The organism is Nocardia aurea (assembly GCF_003123685.1).
GTDB lineage: Bacteria > Actinomycetota > Actinomycetes > Mycobacteriales > Mycobacteriaceae > Nocardia > Nocardia aurea.
Genome location: NZ_QCYJ01000084.1, coordinates 632,302 through 646,108 on the forward strand (window position 1 = coordinate 632,302; position 13,807 = coordinate 646,108).

Here is a 13,807-nt window from a genome sequence, read left to right on the forward strand (position 1 = left end):
GTCACCGCACCGGACCTCGACGTCGTGGTCGTGTGCTAACGCAGCTGGCGTGTGTCGTTGCGGTCATGGTCGGCCTCGGCGCGACCTGTGCTCCAGCCGGTGCCATCGGACCGCCGACCATCGACGAAGGCGCACTCGGCGCCGCGCTGGCGATCAACGCCAAGGGCGGCCCGCCCGAGGTGACCGAACAGCGCTCGATATGCGCCGAACCCTCGCTCGCGGGCAGCCCTCCGCGCGAGGCGCCGGAGGGCCAGCGCCTGCTCGATCTGCCCGCCGCCTGGCAATTCAGCCGCGGCGCCGGACAGAAGGTCGCTGTCATCGACACCGGTGTGAACCGGCATCCGCGCCTGCCGGCCCTGCAACCGGGCGGTGATTTCGTCTCCGATTCCGACGGCACCTCCGATTGTGACGGTCACGGCACCATCGTGGCGGGCCTCATCGCGGCGCGACCGAGTCTGGACGACGGATTCGCCGGGGTCGCGCCCGAAGCCGAGATCCTCACCATCCGCCAGTTGAGCGCCGCCTACGAGGCCAAGGACCGGGCGACCAACAACGATGTGCCGGGCAAAATCACCAGCGCCGGTTACGGCACCGTGCTCACTCTGGCCGCCGCCGTGGTTCGCGCGGTCGACCTGGGCGCGACGGTGATCAACATCTCCGAAGTCGCCTGCGCCCCGGTCGGCGTCAACCCGTCCGACGGCGCGCTCGGCGCCGCGGTGAAATACGCCGACGACCGCAACGTCGTCGTGGTCGCCGCCGCTGGCAATCTCTCCCAGAACGGGTCGTGTGACGGTCAGAACGAGGGCACCGGATGGGGTGCGGTGCGTACCACCGTGAGCCCGGCGTGGTTTTCACCGTATGTGCTCGCGGTGGCCTCGATCGATGCCAACGGCGCGCCGTCGGAATTCTCGCTCGGCGGGCCGTGGGTCGGGGTCGCGGCGCCCGGGCGCAATATCGTGTCGCTGGACAGCAGACCGGGCGGGACCGGCTTGGTCGACTCACAGCAGACCAGCGAGGGCACCGGGACCATCGACGGGACCAGTTTCGCCACCGCGTATGTCTCGGGTCTCGCCGCCCTGGTGCGGTCGCGATTCCCGGAACTGTCGGCGCGACAGGTCGTCGATCGCATCGCCGCGACCGCGCACGCGCCGGGTAACGGCCGTGACGACCGGATCGGCCACGGACTCATCGATCCGCTCGCCGCGCTGACCGCGCAGTTGCCCGAGTCGCCGATCAGCGCGGGAGCCGATGTGGCACGGCGGATTCCGCCTCCTGCCGAGCCGCCGTACGTCGATCCGGCGCCGCGCAGGGTCGCCACCATCGGCTCGATCGCGCTGCTCGCCCTGTTGGGTATCGGCTACGCGTTGTCGATTCCCTACCGCCGAGAACGTGACCGGGACGTCGACCCAGCCGCAGGCGACAGCGGGGAAGGACAGTAGGAGACATGGCCACCGAGGGTTTCGTGCGCAGGCCGCGAATAGCGCCGCCGAGGGCGCCGGGGGGAGAGGTGGCGCTGACCGCGCCGCCGGAGATTCCACGGCCGGTGCCCGCCGGGATTCTGATGAAGCTGATGCCGTTGGTGATGGTGGTCGCGGTTGTCGGCATGATCGCGATGATGGTCATGATGGGCCGCAATCTGCTGGCGAACCCCTTCATGATGATGTTCCCGATGATGATGCTGATGTCGATGGTCGGCATGATGGCGGGGATGCGCGGCTCCGGCGGCCCGAAGAAGGCCGCGGAGCTCAACGAGGAACGTAAGGACTACTTTCGCTATCTCGATCAGGTCCGTCGTGATGTGCGCAAGACCGGGCGCGCGCAACTGGACGCCCTGTTGTGGAGTCATCCGTATCCGAGTGATCTCCAGTCGATCGCGGGTAGCAGGCGGATGTGGGAGCGTAGGCCCAACGATCCGGATTTCGGTCATGTGAGGGTCGGCGTCGGCGGGCACCGGCTGGCGACGAAATTGGCCAGGCCGGAGACAGGGCCGCTCGAAGACCTGGAACCGGTCTCGACGGTCGCGCTACGGCGTTTCGTGCGCACCCATTCGGTGGTGCACAACCTGCCGACCGCGATCTCGTTGCGCGCATTCCCCGCGATCAATGTCGAGGGCGACTCCGATCAGGCGCGCATGCTGGTGCGCGCGATGCTGATGGAGTTCACCACCTTTCACGGACCCGACCACACCGCGGTCGCCATCATCTGCGCGGACCCGGACGCGCCCGCCTGGGCCTGGGCGAAATGGCTGCCGCACGTCCAGCATCCGGTCGACCGGGACGGTATGGGCTCGGCCAGGATGATGTACCGCTCGCTGGCCGAGTTGGAGACCGCGATGGCCGCCGAACTGCTCGAACGCGGCCGTTTCATGCGTAACGCCCAGCCCACCGCGGGGCGTATCCACCTGTTGGTCATCATCGACGACGGATTCGTCAGCGGTACCGAGCGGATCATCAGCGAGGCGGGTCTCGATTCCGTGACGGTGCTCGACCTCACCGCGCCCCAGGCCGGTCTCGCCGTGCGGCGCGGTCTGCAACTCGTGGTCGCCGACGGTATGGTCGCGGCGAAATCGGCTGCGGGCGTAGAGAAGTTCGCCTCGACCGACCGCGTCACCATCGCCGAGGCGCAGGCGCTGGCCAGGGATCTGGCCCGCTACCGGATCGCCACCGCCGCCCAGATCGTCAGCCTCGGCGACGAGACGAGGGCCGTGCCGGGTCTGATGGCGCTGCTGAAGATTCCGGACGCGGCGCAGGTCGACCCCGCGGTGGTCTGGCGACCGCGCAGCGACCGCGAGCGCCTCCGGGTGCCTATCGGCGTCACACCGGACGGCACCCCGGTGGAGATCGACATCAAGGAGTCCGCGGAGAACGGAATGGGCCCGCACGGGCTCTGCATCGGCGCCACCGGCTCCGGAAAGTCGGAATTCCTTCGTACCCTTGTTCTTTCGATGGTCGCCACGCACTCGCCGGATCTGCTGAATCTGGTGCTCGTCGACTTCAAGGGCGGCGCGACCTTCCTCGGGTTGGAGTCGCTGCCGCATGTGGCAGCGGTCATCACCAACCTCGAGGAAGAACTCTCGATGGTCGACCGTATGAAGGACGCGCTTTCCGGCGAGATGAACCGTCGTCAGGAATTGCTGCGCGCGGCGGGTAATTTCGCCAATGTCACCGAATACGAGAAGGCTCGGGCCGCGGGCGCGCAGCTCGATCCGCTGCCCGCGCTGTTCGTCGTGGTCGACGAATTCTCCGAGTTGCTCTCGCAGAAACCGGATTTCGCGGACCTGTTCGTCATGATCGGTCGCCTCGGTCGCTCCCTGCGGGTACATCTGTTGCTGGCGTCACAGCGCTTGGAGGAGAACAAGCTACGCGGCCTGGACAGTCACCTGTCCTACCGGATCGGTCTGCGGACCTTCTCGGCGAACGAATCCCGCGCGGTGCTCGGCATCACCGACGCGTATCACCTGCCGAGTGTGCCCGGCTCCGGCTATCTGAAAAGCGATGCCGACGATCCGCTGCGATTCAATGCCGCCTATGTCTCCGGTCCGTACGTCTCCCCGCGCGGCAGTCAGCAGGTCGACGGACGAGTGGTCGGCGGTCAGATCCCGGTGGTGTTCACCGCGGCCGAGGTCGAGACGGCCGAGTCCGAGCTGCCGGTCGGTGAAAGGCTCGGCCCCGGCGGGCTTCCCGCGCTGCCGCCGCCGCCCGGCGCGACGGAACTCCCACCGCCGCCCGGTGAGGCGGTCCGGGCGACCGAAGCCGTGCCCGCGACGCTGCTCCAGGTCGTCGTACAGCGGCTGACCGGCCACGGACGTCCCGCGCACGAGGTATGGTTGCCCCCGCTGGACGAATCACCCTCGGTGGATATGCTGCTGCCCGATCCGGATTGGAAGTCCCCGGCCAATCGGCACGGCCAGCTGTGGATGCCCATCGGCGTCATCGACAAGCCGTACGAGCAGCGCCGTGACGTCCTCGTCATCGATCTTGCCGGGGCGCAGGGCAATCTCGCCGTGGTCGGTGGTCCGCAATCCGGCAAATCGACGACACTGCGCACCGTGATCATGGCCGCCGCGGCGACCCATACGCCGGAGCAGGTGCAGTTCTACTGTCTCGATTTCGGCGGCGGCACCCTGACCGGGTTGGCGGGCCTTCCGCACGTCGGATCGGTGGCCGGGCGGCTCGAGGTCGACCGGGTGCGCCGGACCATCGCCGAAATGGCCACACTGCTGCGTCAACGTGAGGAACGCTTCCGCGAACTCGGCATCGACACGATTCACGAATTCCGCAAGCGCAAGGCCAGATCGGCACAACTGGGCGAGGCGGAGCGGATCGCGGATCCGCTCTCGGAGGATCTGTTCGGAGACGTATTCCTCGTCGTCGACGGTTGGCCGACTATTCGCGCCGAGTTCGACATGTTGGAGCCGACCCTCAACGCCCTGGCGGCGCAGGGCCTTTCCTATGGAATCCATCTCATGATCTCGGCCACTCGCTGGGCCGAGATCCGGCCCGCGGTCAAGGATCTCATCGGCACCCGGCTCGAATTGCGACTCGGTGACCCGGCCGATTCCGAAATGGACCGCCGTACCGCGGTACTGGTGCCGGTCGGGCGGCCCGGCCGTGGTCTGAATCCGGAGAAACTGCACATGCTCATCGCATTGCCGCGTCTGGATTCGGATTCCGCCGCGCAGACACTGTCCGAGGGAGTCGCGGCCGCCAAACGGGAACTCGAAGAGCTCTACGGTGGCAGGCGGGCACCGGAGGTCAGGATGCTGCCGCTGGAGCATCCGCGCGAACTGGTCCTCGCCGCGGTCGCGGCCCGCGGTATCGAGCTCGGGCCGACCCGCGTCGCGGTCGGCCTCGGGGAGTCGGAACTGCAGCCGCTGATCCTGGATTTCGATGCCTCGCCCCATTTCCTGGCCTTCGCCGACGTGGAATGCGGCAAGACCACGTTGCTGCGCAATATCGTTCTCGGCATCACGGAGAACTCCGACGCCGATCAGGCGCGAATCATCCTGATCGACTACCGGCGCACCATGCTCGGGCTGATCGAGGGGGATCAGCTGGCGGGGTACTCCACCTCGTCGCAGACCTCGATCGGCATGATCAAGGAGGTCGCGGGATATCTGAACAAACGTATCCCCGGGTCGGATATCACCCCGCAGCAACTGCGCGACCGCAGTTGGTGGACCGGACCGGAAATCTACGTCGTGGTGGACGATTACGACATGGTGGCGACCAGTCAGAATCCCCTCGACCCGCTACTGGATTTCCTGCCGCAGGCACGCGATATCGGTCTGCACCTCATCGTGACCAGACGTTCCGGCGGCGCCGGACGCGCGCTGTACGACAAGGTGCTCGGGCGGATGAAGGATCTGTCGGTCGCCGCCCTGCTCATGAGCGCGCCCAAGGACGAAGGCAAGATCCTCGGTGACATCCGGGCGTCCAAATTGCCGCCGGGTCGTGGCACCTTGCTGACGAGAGGCGAACCGGAAATGGTGCAGATCGCCTATCTGCCGCCGAATTAGGCGTCGCGCCGTCGACCGATGGTGTCCTCCGGCGGATTCCGTCCGTGCCCGTGGTCGCCCGGAATTCGCCCGCCGCGGAATCTCGCCGTGCTGTGAGTTCGCTGGGCAAAGCTCGTACGCGGGAGAACGGCACCGATTACAGTGCGCTAACGGGGCCGTGTAGTGCTTGACAGGTCCCCTCGGAGGTTTACTGTAAGAACGTCCTGATCCGGTGTTGTGCGGCTATGAACGGCGAGGCAACGTGGCAGGTTCGGATTCATCTACGGTTGTGATGGCGGTTCCCGAGGCGCCGCGGAGTGTCGACCCGGCAGCGCAGTCGGGGATACTCGGCGTACTACCCTCTTCGGGTGTTCTAGTGAGAGCGTGTCGTGGCCACCGTGTGGTCGGCGGCCCGCTGCTGTGGTTCGCGCGCGATCTGGCGGTGCTCCATGAGCGCCGGTGGATCGGTCGCGGCGGTTCGGTGGACACCGATCCCGCGCATATTCTCGAAAATGACCGTCGCCGAGGTGAATTGGTGATGGCCATCGACGACTGGGTGCTACGCGCGGTGCCGCAGCACCGGCTCGGCGCGACGCTGCACACCGAGACTGTCGGCGCGGTGATCGACCGGCTCTCCCAGTCCACGGTGCGCGCGCATCATGCGCTGGAGACGCTCGACGCGAACGACGAACAGTTGCACGCGGCGTGGTACCACTTGGCCGAACTCGCGGACGGCTACGACGATCTGGTGCGCGACGTGCTCGCGGGACGCAGGCGGCTACCCGCCTGGTGATGCCGCGGCGTGCACGACGGTGAGTCGGGCGGCCGGGTTCCCATGTCCCCGGCCGTCTGCGCCCGCCGTCAGTGATACCGGCGGTGATTCACCCCGAACTCGTCGGCGACTGTTGCCGACAACTCCACGTAGGCTCGCTTGGCCTGTTTGCTGAGCCGATGTAGATCGATTTCGGCGCCCTCGGAAAGGTGCTGGTCGTACGGGATGATGTGGACGGCGCGACAGCGCGCCAGGAAGTATTCACGCAACTGCTGCACGCCGACATTCGGCGACCCCTCGCGCGGTAGGTTGATCACTACGACGGCATTGCGCACCAGGTGATCGTGGCCGTGCAGAGACAGCCAGTCCAGAGTCGCCGCGGCGCTGCGCGCACCGTCGATCGCCGCGGACGAGACCAGCACCAGCGAATGCGCGAGATCGAGCACACCCGTCATGGCCGAATGCATCAGGCCGGTACCGCAGTCGGTCAGGATGATGTTGTAGAAGCGTTGCAGGATTCGGGCGACCGCGCGGTATTCCTCGTCGTTGAAGGACTCCGAGGCCGCCGGATCACGTTCACTGGCCAGCACTTCCAGCCGACTCGTCGCCTGTGAGGTGTGTCTGCGCACGTCGGAGTACCGCTCGATCGACGGATCGAGCAGCAGATCGCGCACCGTGGACCGGGTTTGGAGTGGGACCCGCTGGGAGAGCGTGCCGAAGTCGGGATTGGCGTCCACCGCGATCACACGGTCGCCGCGGATCGAGGCGAAGATCGAGCCGAGACCCATCGTGGTTGTGGTCTTGCCGACGCCGCCCTTCAGTGACAGCACCGCGATGCGGTAGTCACCGCGGACCGGTTGCCTGATCCGAGCCACCAACTCCTGGAGCCGCATCTCCTCGGCCGACATGCCCGGATTGATAGCTCCGCCCGACACGTGGTGCACGGCTTTGCGCCATCCGCCGGCCGGCGAGCGCTTTGCCCGCCGTAGCGGCACATCGTCGAGGGATGGTTGGCCCTGGCCGTGCGGGCCTGTCGCGGGTTGGCCCTGACCCCAGCTCGCCGCCGCGGCCCCCGTGTTCCACTGCGGCGCGTTCGCGGCCGGTGGTTGCTGCGGCATCGGCGCGTCACCCTGGGGGAATCGCCCCCCGGGGCCGGGAGGCGGTGCCGCGGGCGGGTATGCCGCGGGCGGGTACATGGGCTCGCCGGGGCGACCGTCGACGGGGATGTACGCGTTCGGCGGCGCGGCCGCTGGGTTCGGCTGACCGGGCGGAGGCCCGTACGGCATACCGACCGGGGGTTGCGGTATGGGCTGCTGCCAGCCCGGTGCCCGAGGATCTGCGGGAGGTTGCGCGAAGACGTTCGGGTCACGGCCGACGACGCCCGGGGAGGGCTGATCGCTGACCGGCGCGCGGTGATCGGGTGCGCTGCCTACGCCGCCTTCCGGATTCGAAAGGCGGTGGCGACCAGGAGGAATCGATTCGCCCGCGGGCGAATCGACCCATCCGCCGCCCGGGGGCTGCTGCGGTATCGGCGCGGGGTAGCCAGCGGGGCCGGGTGGACTCTGGGCGACACCGGAACCGGTCGACCATGTCGGTCCACCCGGGGCGAAACCCTCCCGGGCGCCTCGGTTGTCGCCACCGGCGACCGGAATATCCGGTACCGGTGTGGCGGGGCGATCGGGCGGGGTACCGGAGCGCTGCTGGTCAGCGGACCTACGGTAGTGATCCGCGTCGCCGTGCGTCGGTGCGAGTCCTTCGCTCGGCGGCGACTGTTCAGGTCGGCTCGCGGCGGTGTCGTCGGGCCGGTGCAACCAGGCCGGTGCCTCGGATTCCGGTCGCGCGTCGGCCTCGGCAGTCTCGGCCGATGAACCCGTCGCCGCCGATCGCGCGGCATCCTCGGGAAGTTCGCGCGCGTCGCCGCCGGGAGGGGCCAACCACGGTGGCGGGCCGTCGAGTTCGTTCGAAGCCCGGTCGGGGACGGGAGAGCGACGACTCGGCGTGCCGGTATCGGGACGGGTCTCGGTGCCGCCACCCCCGGAACTCGGCTGGTCGCCGGAGGCGGTCGGCGGTGTACTCGGAAGCGGCGGTCGTCCCTCGGCCGTCGGCGGATCGGGGAGGGGTGGCCGCTGGGCCGCTTGCGGTGTGCCGGGAAGCGGCGGTCGGGTCGCCGGTGACATATCTGCGAGTGGTGGCCGCTGGGCGGTCGGCGCGGAATCGTCGGCAGGCGTGCGCTGATCGACGGTCGGAACCCCGGGAAGTGGCGAGGTCGGTGGGGGTGTGGGCGGCGGCGCGGAGAACGATGACGACGTGGGCGGCGGTCCCGGCAGCGGCGGCCGCTGCGCGCTCGGCGGTGCTTCGGGAAGCGGCGGCCGCCGGTTCGGGGACGGCGGGTCGGACAACGGTGCGGGCAGGGGAGACGGCGGTTCCGGTAGTGGGGGCCGCTGCGCGCTCGGCGGCGCCTCCGGCAACGGTGGTCGCCGCATCGCGGCAGGTGACGACGGCAGCTCGCCGCCTTCCGGCGCGCCGGTGCGCTCCGTCGTCGGTGGTGTGACCGGCGCGTCGGGCAGTGGCCGCCGGTACCTGGTCGTCGCTTCCTCGGACCCGGGCGGATTGGTACCGAGCGGCTGGAAAGCCGTGGACGGGGTGCCCGGCAGTCGCGTGGGCAGTCCGGCGTCGTAGTGCGCGGCGCCGGAGGGATCCGGGGCGTCGTAACCGGTGGGCGGCCCACCATGACGCGGGTCGGGCGCCGTAGGGGCGGGTCCACGCTGCGACGGCGCGGGCGGACGTTGCTGCTCATGGCGTGGGTCGACGTGGCGTGCCTGCTCGGCCCGCCTCGATTCGGGGGCGTGCTGGGCGGGCGGCTGCTGCGACCAGGAGCCGCCCGCGGCGGGTGCGTCGGGCTCGTCATCGGCGGGAGATTCGGGCATCTCCGGGCGCTCGTCCTTGTCGCGACCGCCGAACAGTCTGCGCCTCTTGTCCTTGCGGCCCGGTGTCGAATTCGGATCCTGGCGTCCGCCCTCGGGGGCGGCCGACCGTCCGCGTCTACGCCGCGACGGCGCGTCGTCGATCACCTCGTCGGGTGGGAGATTCTGGACAGGGGCTTCGTAACCGCCTGCGACGTCACTCTCGGACAGCCACGGCGGCAGCATGGGCAGGCCGTCGTCGTTCCGACTCACACGCCACCCCACTGAAGGCTCGATCCGGCCGCACACGGGGCCGCGATCTCCGCGATCCGTACAGCGCTCTCGTCCACAAGGTACCCGTCCGCGAATTGCCGTACCGTGGCCGAGGGGGTCGGGCGCGCGGCTCGGTCACTGCGCTGGCTCACGGAACATCCCCCTGGGATCTGCTCGACCGGTTCTCGACCGAGGACAGTTTACGCGACCGGTGCGCACCCGATGTGGGCAGAGGGATCCGCCGTCCGCGAGCGTTCGGCGGCCTCGGCGAGTATGGTGTTGGCTCTGTCCATCGGCCATGCGTTTTTGCCGGATGACGACCGGCCCGGTAGGCTGGAGCGGCGGTGCACCTATGCGCCGACTGCTTGCGTGTCGCCGGTTCGATATTCCGCCGGGTCCATACGAGCAGAAACCCAGGCAATCAAACCAGGTTCGAACGGCGCTGCCGTTCGGTGAACCGGGATCGCGGAGGACATGGCGAAGAAAGACGGGGCCATCGAGGTCGAGGGTCGAGTTGTCGAGCCGCTGCCCAATGCGATGTTCCGGATCGAGCTCGAGAACGGACACAAAGTTCTCGCGCACATCAGCGGAAAGATGCGGCAGCACTACATTCGTATCCTTCCCGAGGACCGGGTGGTCGTCGAGCTGTCGCCCTACGACCTGTCCCGCGGCCGGATCGTCTACCGGTACAAGTGACCGCGCTCCGGCGCGATCGAATCGACGGGCGCGAGTCCGTCACCACAGACTTCCCCAGTCGTCGGCTGGGGAAAAACTGTGTTCACACCCGTGTGAACCACAAGAAGATTGGACGGACGTGAAGGTTCAGCCGAGCGTCAAGAAGATCTGCGAGAAGTGCAAGGTGATCCGCCGTCACGGTCGGGTCATGGTGATCTGCGACAACCTGCGTCACAAGCAGCGCCAGGGCTGATCCCCGCCGGGGGAAACCCCGGCCGGTCACCTAGCCGAGCACCGAACGCGGTTCGGATTGGCAAGAAGAACTCCCAGCTCCAGCTGCACGCTGCGGTTATTCGGGTTTACCCCGAGGCGTGCGAGCCAACCACCGGTACGGAGGCCGGTGCCCCGCCAAGACGAGGGGAACGGACAGGGAGCAGACCTCCGCAACATTAAGGAACTGCCACCATGGCACGTCTCATGGGCGTAGATCTCCCGCGCGAAAAGCGCATGGAGATCGCGCTGACCTACATTTTCGGCATCGGCCGCACCCGGTCGAAGGAGATCCTGGACGCCACCGGCATCAGCCCGGATCTGCGTTCCAAGGACCTCAGCGACGAGCAGGTCACGCAGCTGCGTGACTACATCGAGCGTTCGTCTCTCAAGGTCGAGGGTGACCTGCGCCGCGAGGTTCAGGCCGACATCCGTCGCAAGATCGAGATCGGCTGCTACCAGGGTCTGCGTCACCGTCGTGGCCTGCCCGTTCGCGGCCAGCGGACCAAGACCAATGCGCGCACCCGCAAGGGCCCGAAGCGCACCGTCGCAGGCAAGAAGAAGTAGGGATAGCGCATGCCTCCGAAGAGCAGGGCTTCCGGCCCCAAGAAGACCCAGAAGTCGCGTCGCAGGGAAAAGAAGAACGTCCCGCACGGCCACGCGCATATCAAGAGCACGTTCAACAACACGATCGTGTCGATCACCGACCCGAGCGGCAACGTCATCTCGTGGGCGTCGTCGGGCCACGTCGGCTTCAAGGGTTCGCGCAAGTCGACCCCGTTCGCCGCGCAGCTCGCCGCCGAGAACGCTGCCCGCAAGGCGCAGGAGAACGGTGTCAAGAAGGTCGACGTCTTCGTGAAGGGCCCGGGTTCGGGTCGCGAGACGGCGATCCGTTCGCTGCAGGCCGCGGGCCTCGAGGTGGGCACGATCTCCGATGTCACCCCGCAGCCGCACAACGGCTGCCGTCCGCCCAAGCGGCGTCGCGTCTAGCGGGAAAGGAATAGCGAAAAATGGCTCGTTATACAGGCCCCATCACCCGCAAATCGCGTCGTCTGCGTGTCGACCTCGTCGGAGGCGACCAGGCGTTCGAGCGTCGCCCCTACCCGCCCGGCCAGCACGGCCGCGCGCGGATCAAGGAGAGCGAGTACCTGCTCCAGCTGCAGGAGAAGCAGAAGGCCCGCTTCTCCTACGGCGTCATGGAGAAGCAGTTCCGCCGGTACTACGAAGAGGCCAACCGCCTCAAGGGCAAGACCGGTGACAACCTGCTCCGTCTGCTCGAGACCCGTCTCGACAACGTCGTGTACCGCGCCGGTCTGGCCCGTACCCGTCGTCAGGCGCGTCAGCTGGTCAGCCACGGTCACTTCACGGTGAACAACCGCAGCGTGAACGTCCCCAGCTTCCAGGTGACCCAGTACGACATCATCGATGTCAAGGAGAAGTCGCTGGGCACGCTGCCGTTCCAGGTGGCCCGCGAGACCGTCGGCGACCGCCCGGTTCCGGGTTGGCTGCAGGTGATCCCCGGTCGTCTGCGGATCCTGGTGCACCAGGTCCCCGAGCGCGCCCAGATCGATGTGCCGCTGCAGGAACAGCTGATCGTCGAGTACTACTCGAAGTAAACGGCTTTCGCGCTGCTGTCTCTCCCGCCACCTCGGTGGCGGGAGGGAAAATCCCACAACGTGGGCGTCAAATAGTGGGCGCCCGTACAGGAGGATGATCCACATGCTGATTTCCCAGCGTCCGACGTTGACCGAAGAGGTCGTCGCCGAGAACCGTTCGAAGTTCACCATCGAACCCCTCGAGCCCGGCTTCGGTTACACGCTCGGCAACTCGCTCCGGCGTACCCTGCTGTCCTCAATTCCGGGGGCCGCGGTCACGAGCATTCGTATCGACGGCGTTCTGCACGAGTTCACCACCGTCCCGGGTGTGAAGGAAGATGTCACCGACATCATCCTGAACCTCAAGGGTCTGGTCGTGTCCTCGGAAGAGGACGAGCCGGTCACGATGTACGTGCGCAAGCAGGGCCCGGGCACCGTCACCGCCGGTGACATCGTGCCGCCCGCGGGTGTCGTCGTGCACAACCCGGATATGCATATCGCCACCCTGAACGACAAGGGCAAGCTGGAGATCGAGCTCGTCGTCGAGCGCGGTCGCGGTTACGTCCCGGCGGTGCAGAACAAGGCGTCCGGCGCGGAAATCGGCCGGATTCCGGTGGATTCGATCTACTCCCCGGTGCTCAAGGTGACCTACAAGGTCGAGGCCACCCGTGTCGAGCAGCGCACCGACTTCGACCGTCTCATCCTCGACGTGGAGACCAAGAACTCCATCAGCGCGCGGGACGCGCTCGCCTCGGCGGGCAAGACCCTGGTCGAACTCTTCGGCCTGGCCCGCGAACTGAACGTCGAAGCCGAAGGTATCGAGATCGGCCCCTCGCCGGCCGAGGCGGATCACATCGCCTCGTTCGGTCTGCCGATCGAGGATCTGGACCTCACCGTCCGTTCCTACAACTGCCTCAAGCGCGAGGGTGTGCACACGGTGGGCGAGCTCGTCGCCCGCACCGAGTCGGATCTGCTCGACATCCGTAACTTCGGCCAGAAGTCCATCGACGAGGTCAAGGTCAAGCTGCACGCGCTCGGCCTCTCGCTCAAGGACAGCCCGGCGTCGTTCGACCCGTCCTCCGTGGTGGGTTACGACGCGAGCACCGGAACGTGGAGCGACAGCGGCACGTTCACCGACACCGACGGCGGCGAGCAGGACTACGCCGAGACCGAACAGCTTTAGGCCACTGGGGTAGGCGCCCCGGTTCGGCCTCACACAAGGAGAACAACTCATGCCCAAGCCCAAGAAGGGTGCTCGCTTCGGCGGGTCGGCGTCGCACCAGAAGGCGATCTTCGCCAATCTGGCGACGGCGCTCTTCGAGCACGGCCGGATCCAGACCACCGAGTCCAAGGCCAAGGCGCTGCGCCCCTACGCCGAGAAGCTTGTCACCAAGGCGAAGGCCGGCACTCTCGCCGACCGTCGCGAGGTGCTCAAGGTCATCCGCAACAAAGATGTGGTGCACGAGCTCTTCGCCTCGATCGGCCCCTCGTTCGAGGGTCGTGAGGGCGGCTACACCCGCATCACCAAGACGCTGCCCCGCAAGGGTGACAACGCGCCGATGGCGGTCATCGAGCTGGTCCGGGAGAAGACCGTGACCAACGAGGCCGACCGCGCCCGTCGCGTTGCCGCGTCGCAGAAGACCGAGGCCGCCCCGGCTGCCGAGGAGACTGCCGCCGACGAGGTCGTCGCCGAGACCGCCGAGGTCGAGGCCCCGGCTGCCGACGAGGCCACCGAGGACAAGAAGGACGCCTGAGATCGTTCCTCGCGCAAGCGGGGATGATCCGGACGCCCGACCTCGGTCGGAGTTCCAGAACGAGCCCG

The 13,807-nt window shown here is 67.6% G+C and carries 11 protein-coding genes; 10 read left to right on the top strand and 1 reads right to left on the bottom strand.

The genetic code is table 11. From position 1 onward, the window contains the following. Positions 1–65: 65 nt before the first annotated feature. The 3 genes from mycP to DAT37_RS15845 all read left to right on the top strand — a co-directional run bounded on the left by mycP (position 66) and on the right by DAT37_RS15845 (position 6,290). Positions 66–1,439 carry a type VII secretion-associated serine protease mycosin gene (gene mycP, locus DAT37_RS15835; RefSeq protein ID WP_109525454.1) on the top strand — a complete coding sequence of 458 codons (1,374 nt, stop codon included), beginning with the start codon at positions 66–68 and terminating at the stop codon, positions 1,437–1,439. 5 nt (positions 1,440–1,444) lie between these two features. Further along, the gene (gene eccCa / locus DAT37_RS15840; RefSeq protein ID WP_109525455.1) at positions 1,445–5,518 is read left to right on the top strand and encodes a type VII secretion protein EccCa; all 4,074 of its coding nucleotides are present in this window, start codon (positions 1,445–1,447) and stop codon (positions 5,516–5,518) included. A gap of 271 nt (positions 5,519–5,789) precedes the next feature. Next, positions 5,790–6,290, top strand: a complete 501-nt coding sequence (locus tag DAT37_RS15845; RefSeq protein ID WP_109525456.1) for a DUF4254 domain-containing protein — start codon at positions 5,790–5,792, stop codon at positions 6,288–6,290. Between the two features lie 68 nt (positions 6,291–6,358). Here DAT37_RS15845 and DAT37_RS45490 read toward each other — a convergent pair whose 3' ends face one another. Continuing rightward, a complete protein-coding gene (locus DAT37_RS45490) occupies positions 6,359–9,445 on the bottom strand; it encodes a MinD/ParA family ATP-binding protein (RefSeq protein WP_232839768.1) in 3,087 nt (1,028 codons plus the stop codon). Positions 9,446–9,919: 474 nt separating this feature from the next. Here DAT37_RS45490 and infA point away from each other — a divergent pair, with 474 nt between their 5' ends. From infA to rplQ, 7 genes are all read left to right on the top strand, one after another. Further along, the gene (gene infA / locus DAT37_RS15865) at positions 9,920–10,141 is read left to right on the top strand and encodes a translation initiation factor IF-1 (protein ID WP_003418601.1); all 222 of its coding nucleotides are present in this window, start codon (positions 9,920–9,922) and stop codon (positions 10,139–10,141) included. A gap of 118 nt (positions 10,142–10,259) precedes the next feature. Beyond that, entirely contained in the window at positions 10,260–10,373 is a 114-nt protein-coding gene (rpmJ, locus tag DAT37_RS15870) for a 50S ribosomal protein L36 (RefSeq protein WP_011207363.1), read from the top strand. A 212-nt stretch (positions 10,374–10,585) separates the two neighbouring features. Beyond that, on the top strand, positions 10,586–10,957 hold the full coding sequence (rpsM, locus tag DAT37_RS15875; protein ID WP_109525459.1) for a 30S ribosomal protein S13: 372 nt from the start codon (positions 10,586–10,588) through the stop codon (positions 10,955–10,957). Between the two features lie 9 nt (positions 10,958–10,966). After that, positions 10,967–11,380, top strand: a complete 414-nt coding sequence (rpsK, locus tag DAT37_RS15880; protein ID WP_014349147.1) for a 30S ribosomal protein S11 — start codon at positions 10,967–10,969, stop codon at positions 11,378–11,380. A 20-nt stretch (positions 11,381–11,400) separates the two neighbouring features. Continuing rightward, positions 11,401–12,006, top strand: coding sequence for a 30S ribosomal protein S4 (gene rpsD / locus DAT37_RS15885; protein WP_109525460.1), 606 nt, complete (start codon positions 11,401–11,403; stop codon positions 12,004–12,006). A gap of 103 nt (positions 12,007–12,109) precedes the next feature. After that, entirely contained in the window at positions 12,110–13,168 is a 1,059-nt protein-coding gene (locus tag DAT37_RS15890; protein WP_109525665.1) for a DNA-directed RNA polymerase subunit alpha, read from the top strand. A gap of 49 nt (positions 13,169–13,217) precedes the next feature. After that, a complete protein-coding gene (rplQ, locus tag DAT37_RS15895) occupies positions 13,218–13,739 on the top strand; it encodes a 50S ribosomal protein L17 (RefSeq protein WP_109525461.1) in 522 nt (173 codons plus the stop codon). Positions 13,740–13,807 lie beyond the last annotated feature (68 nt).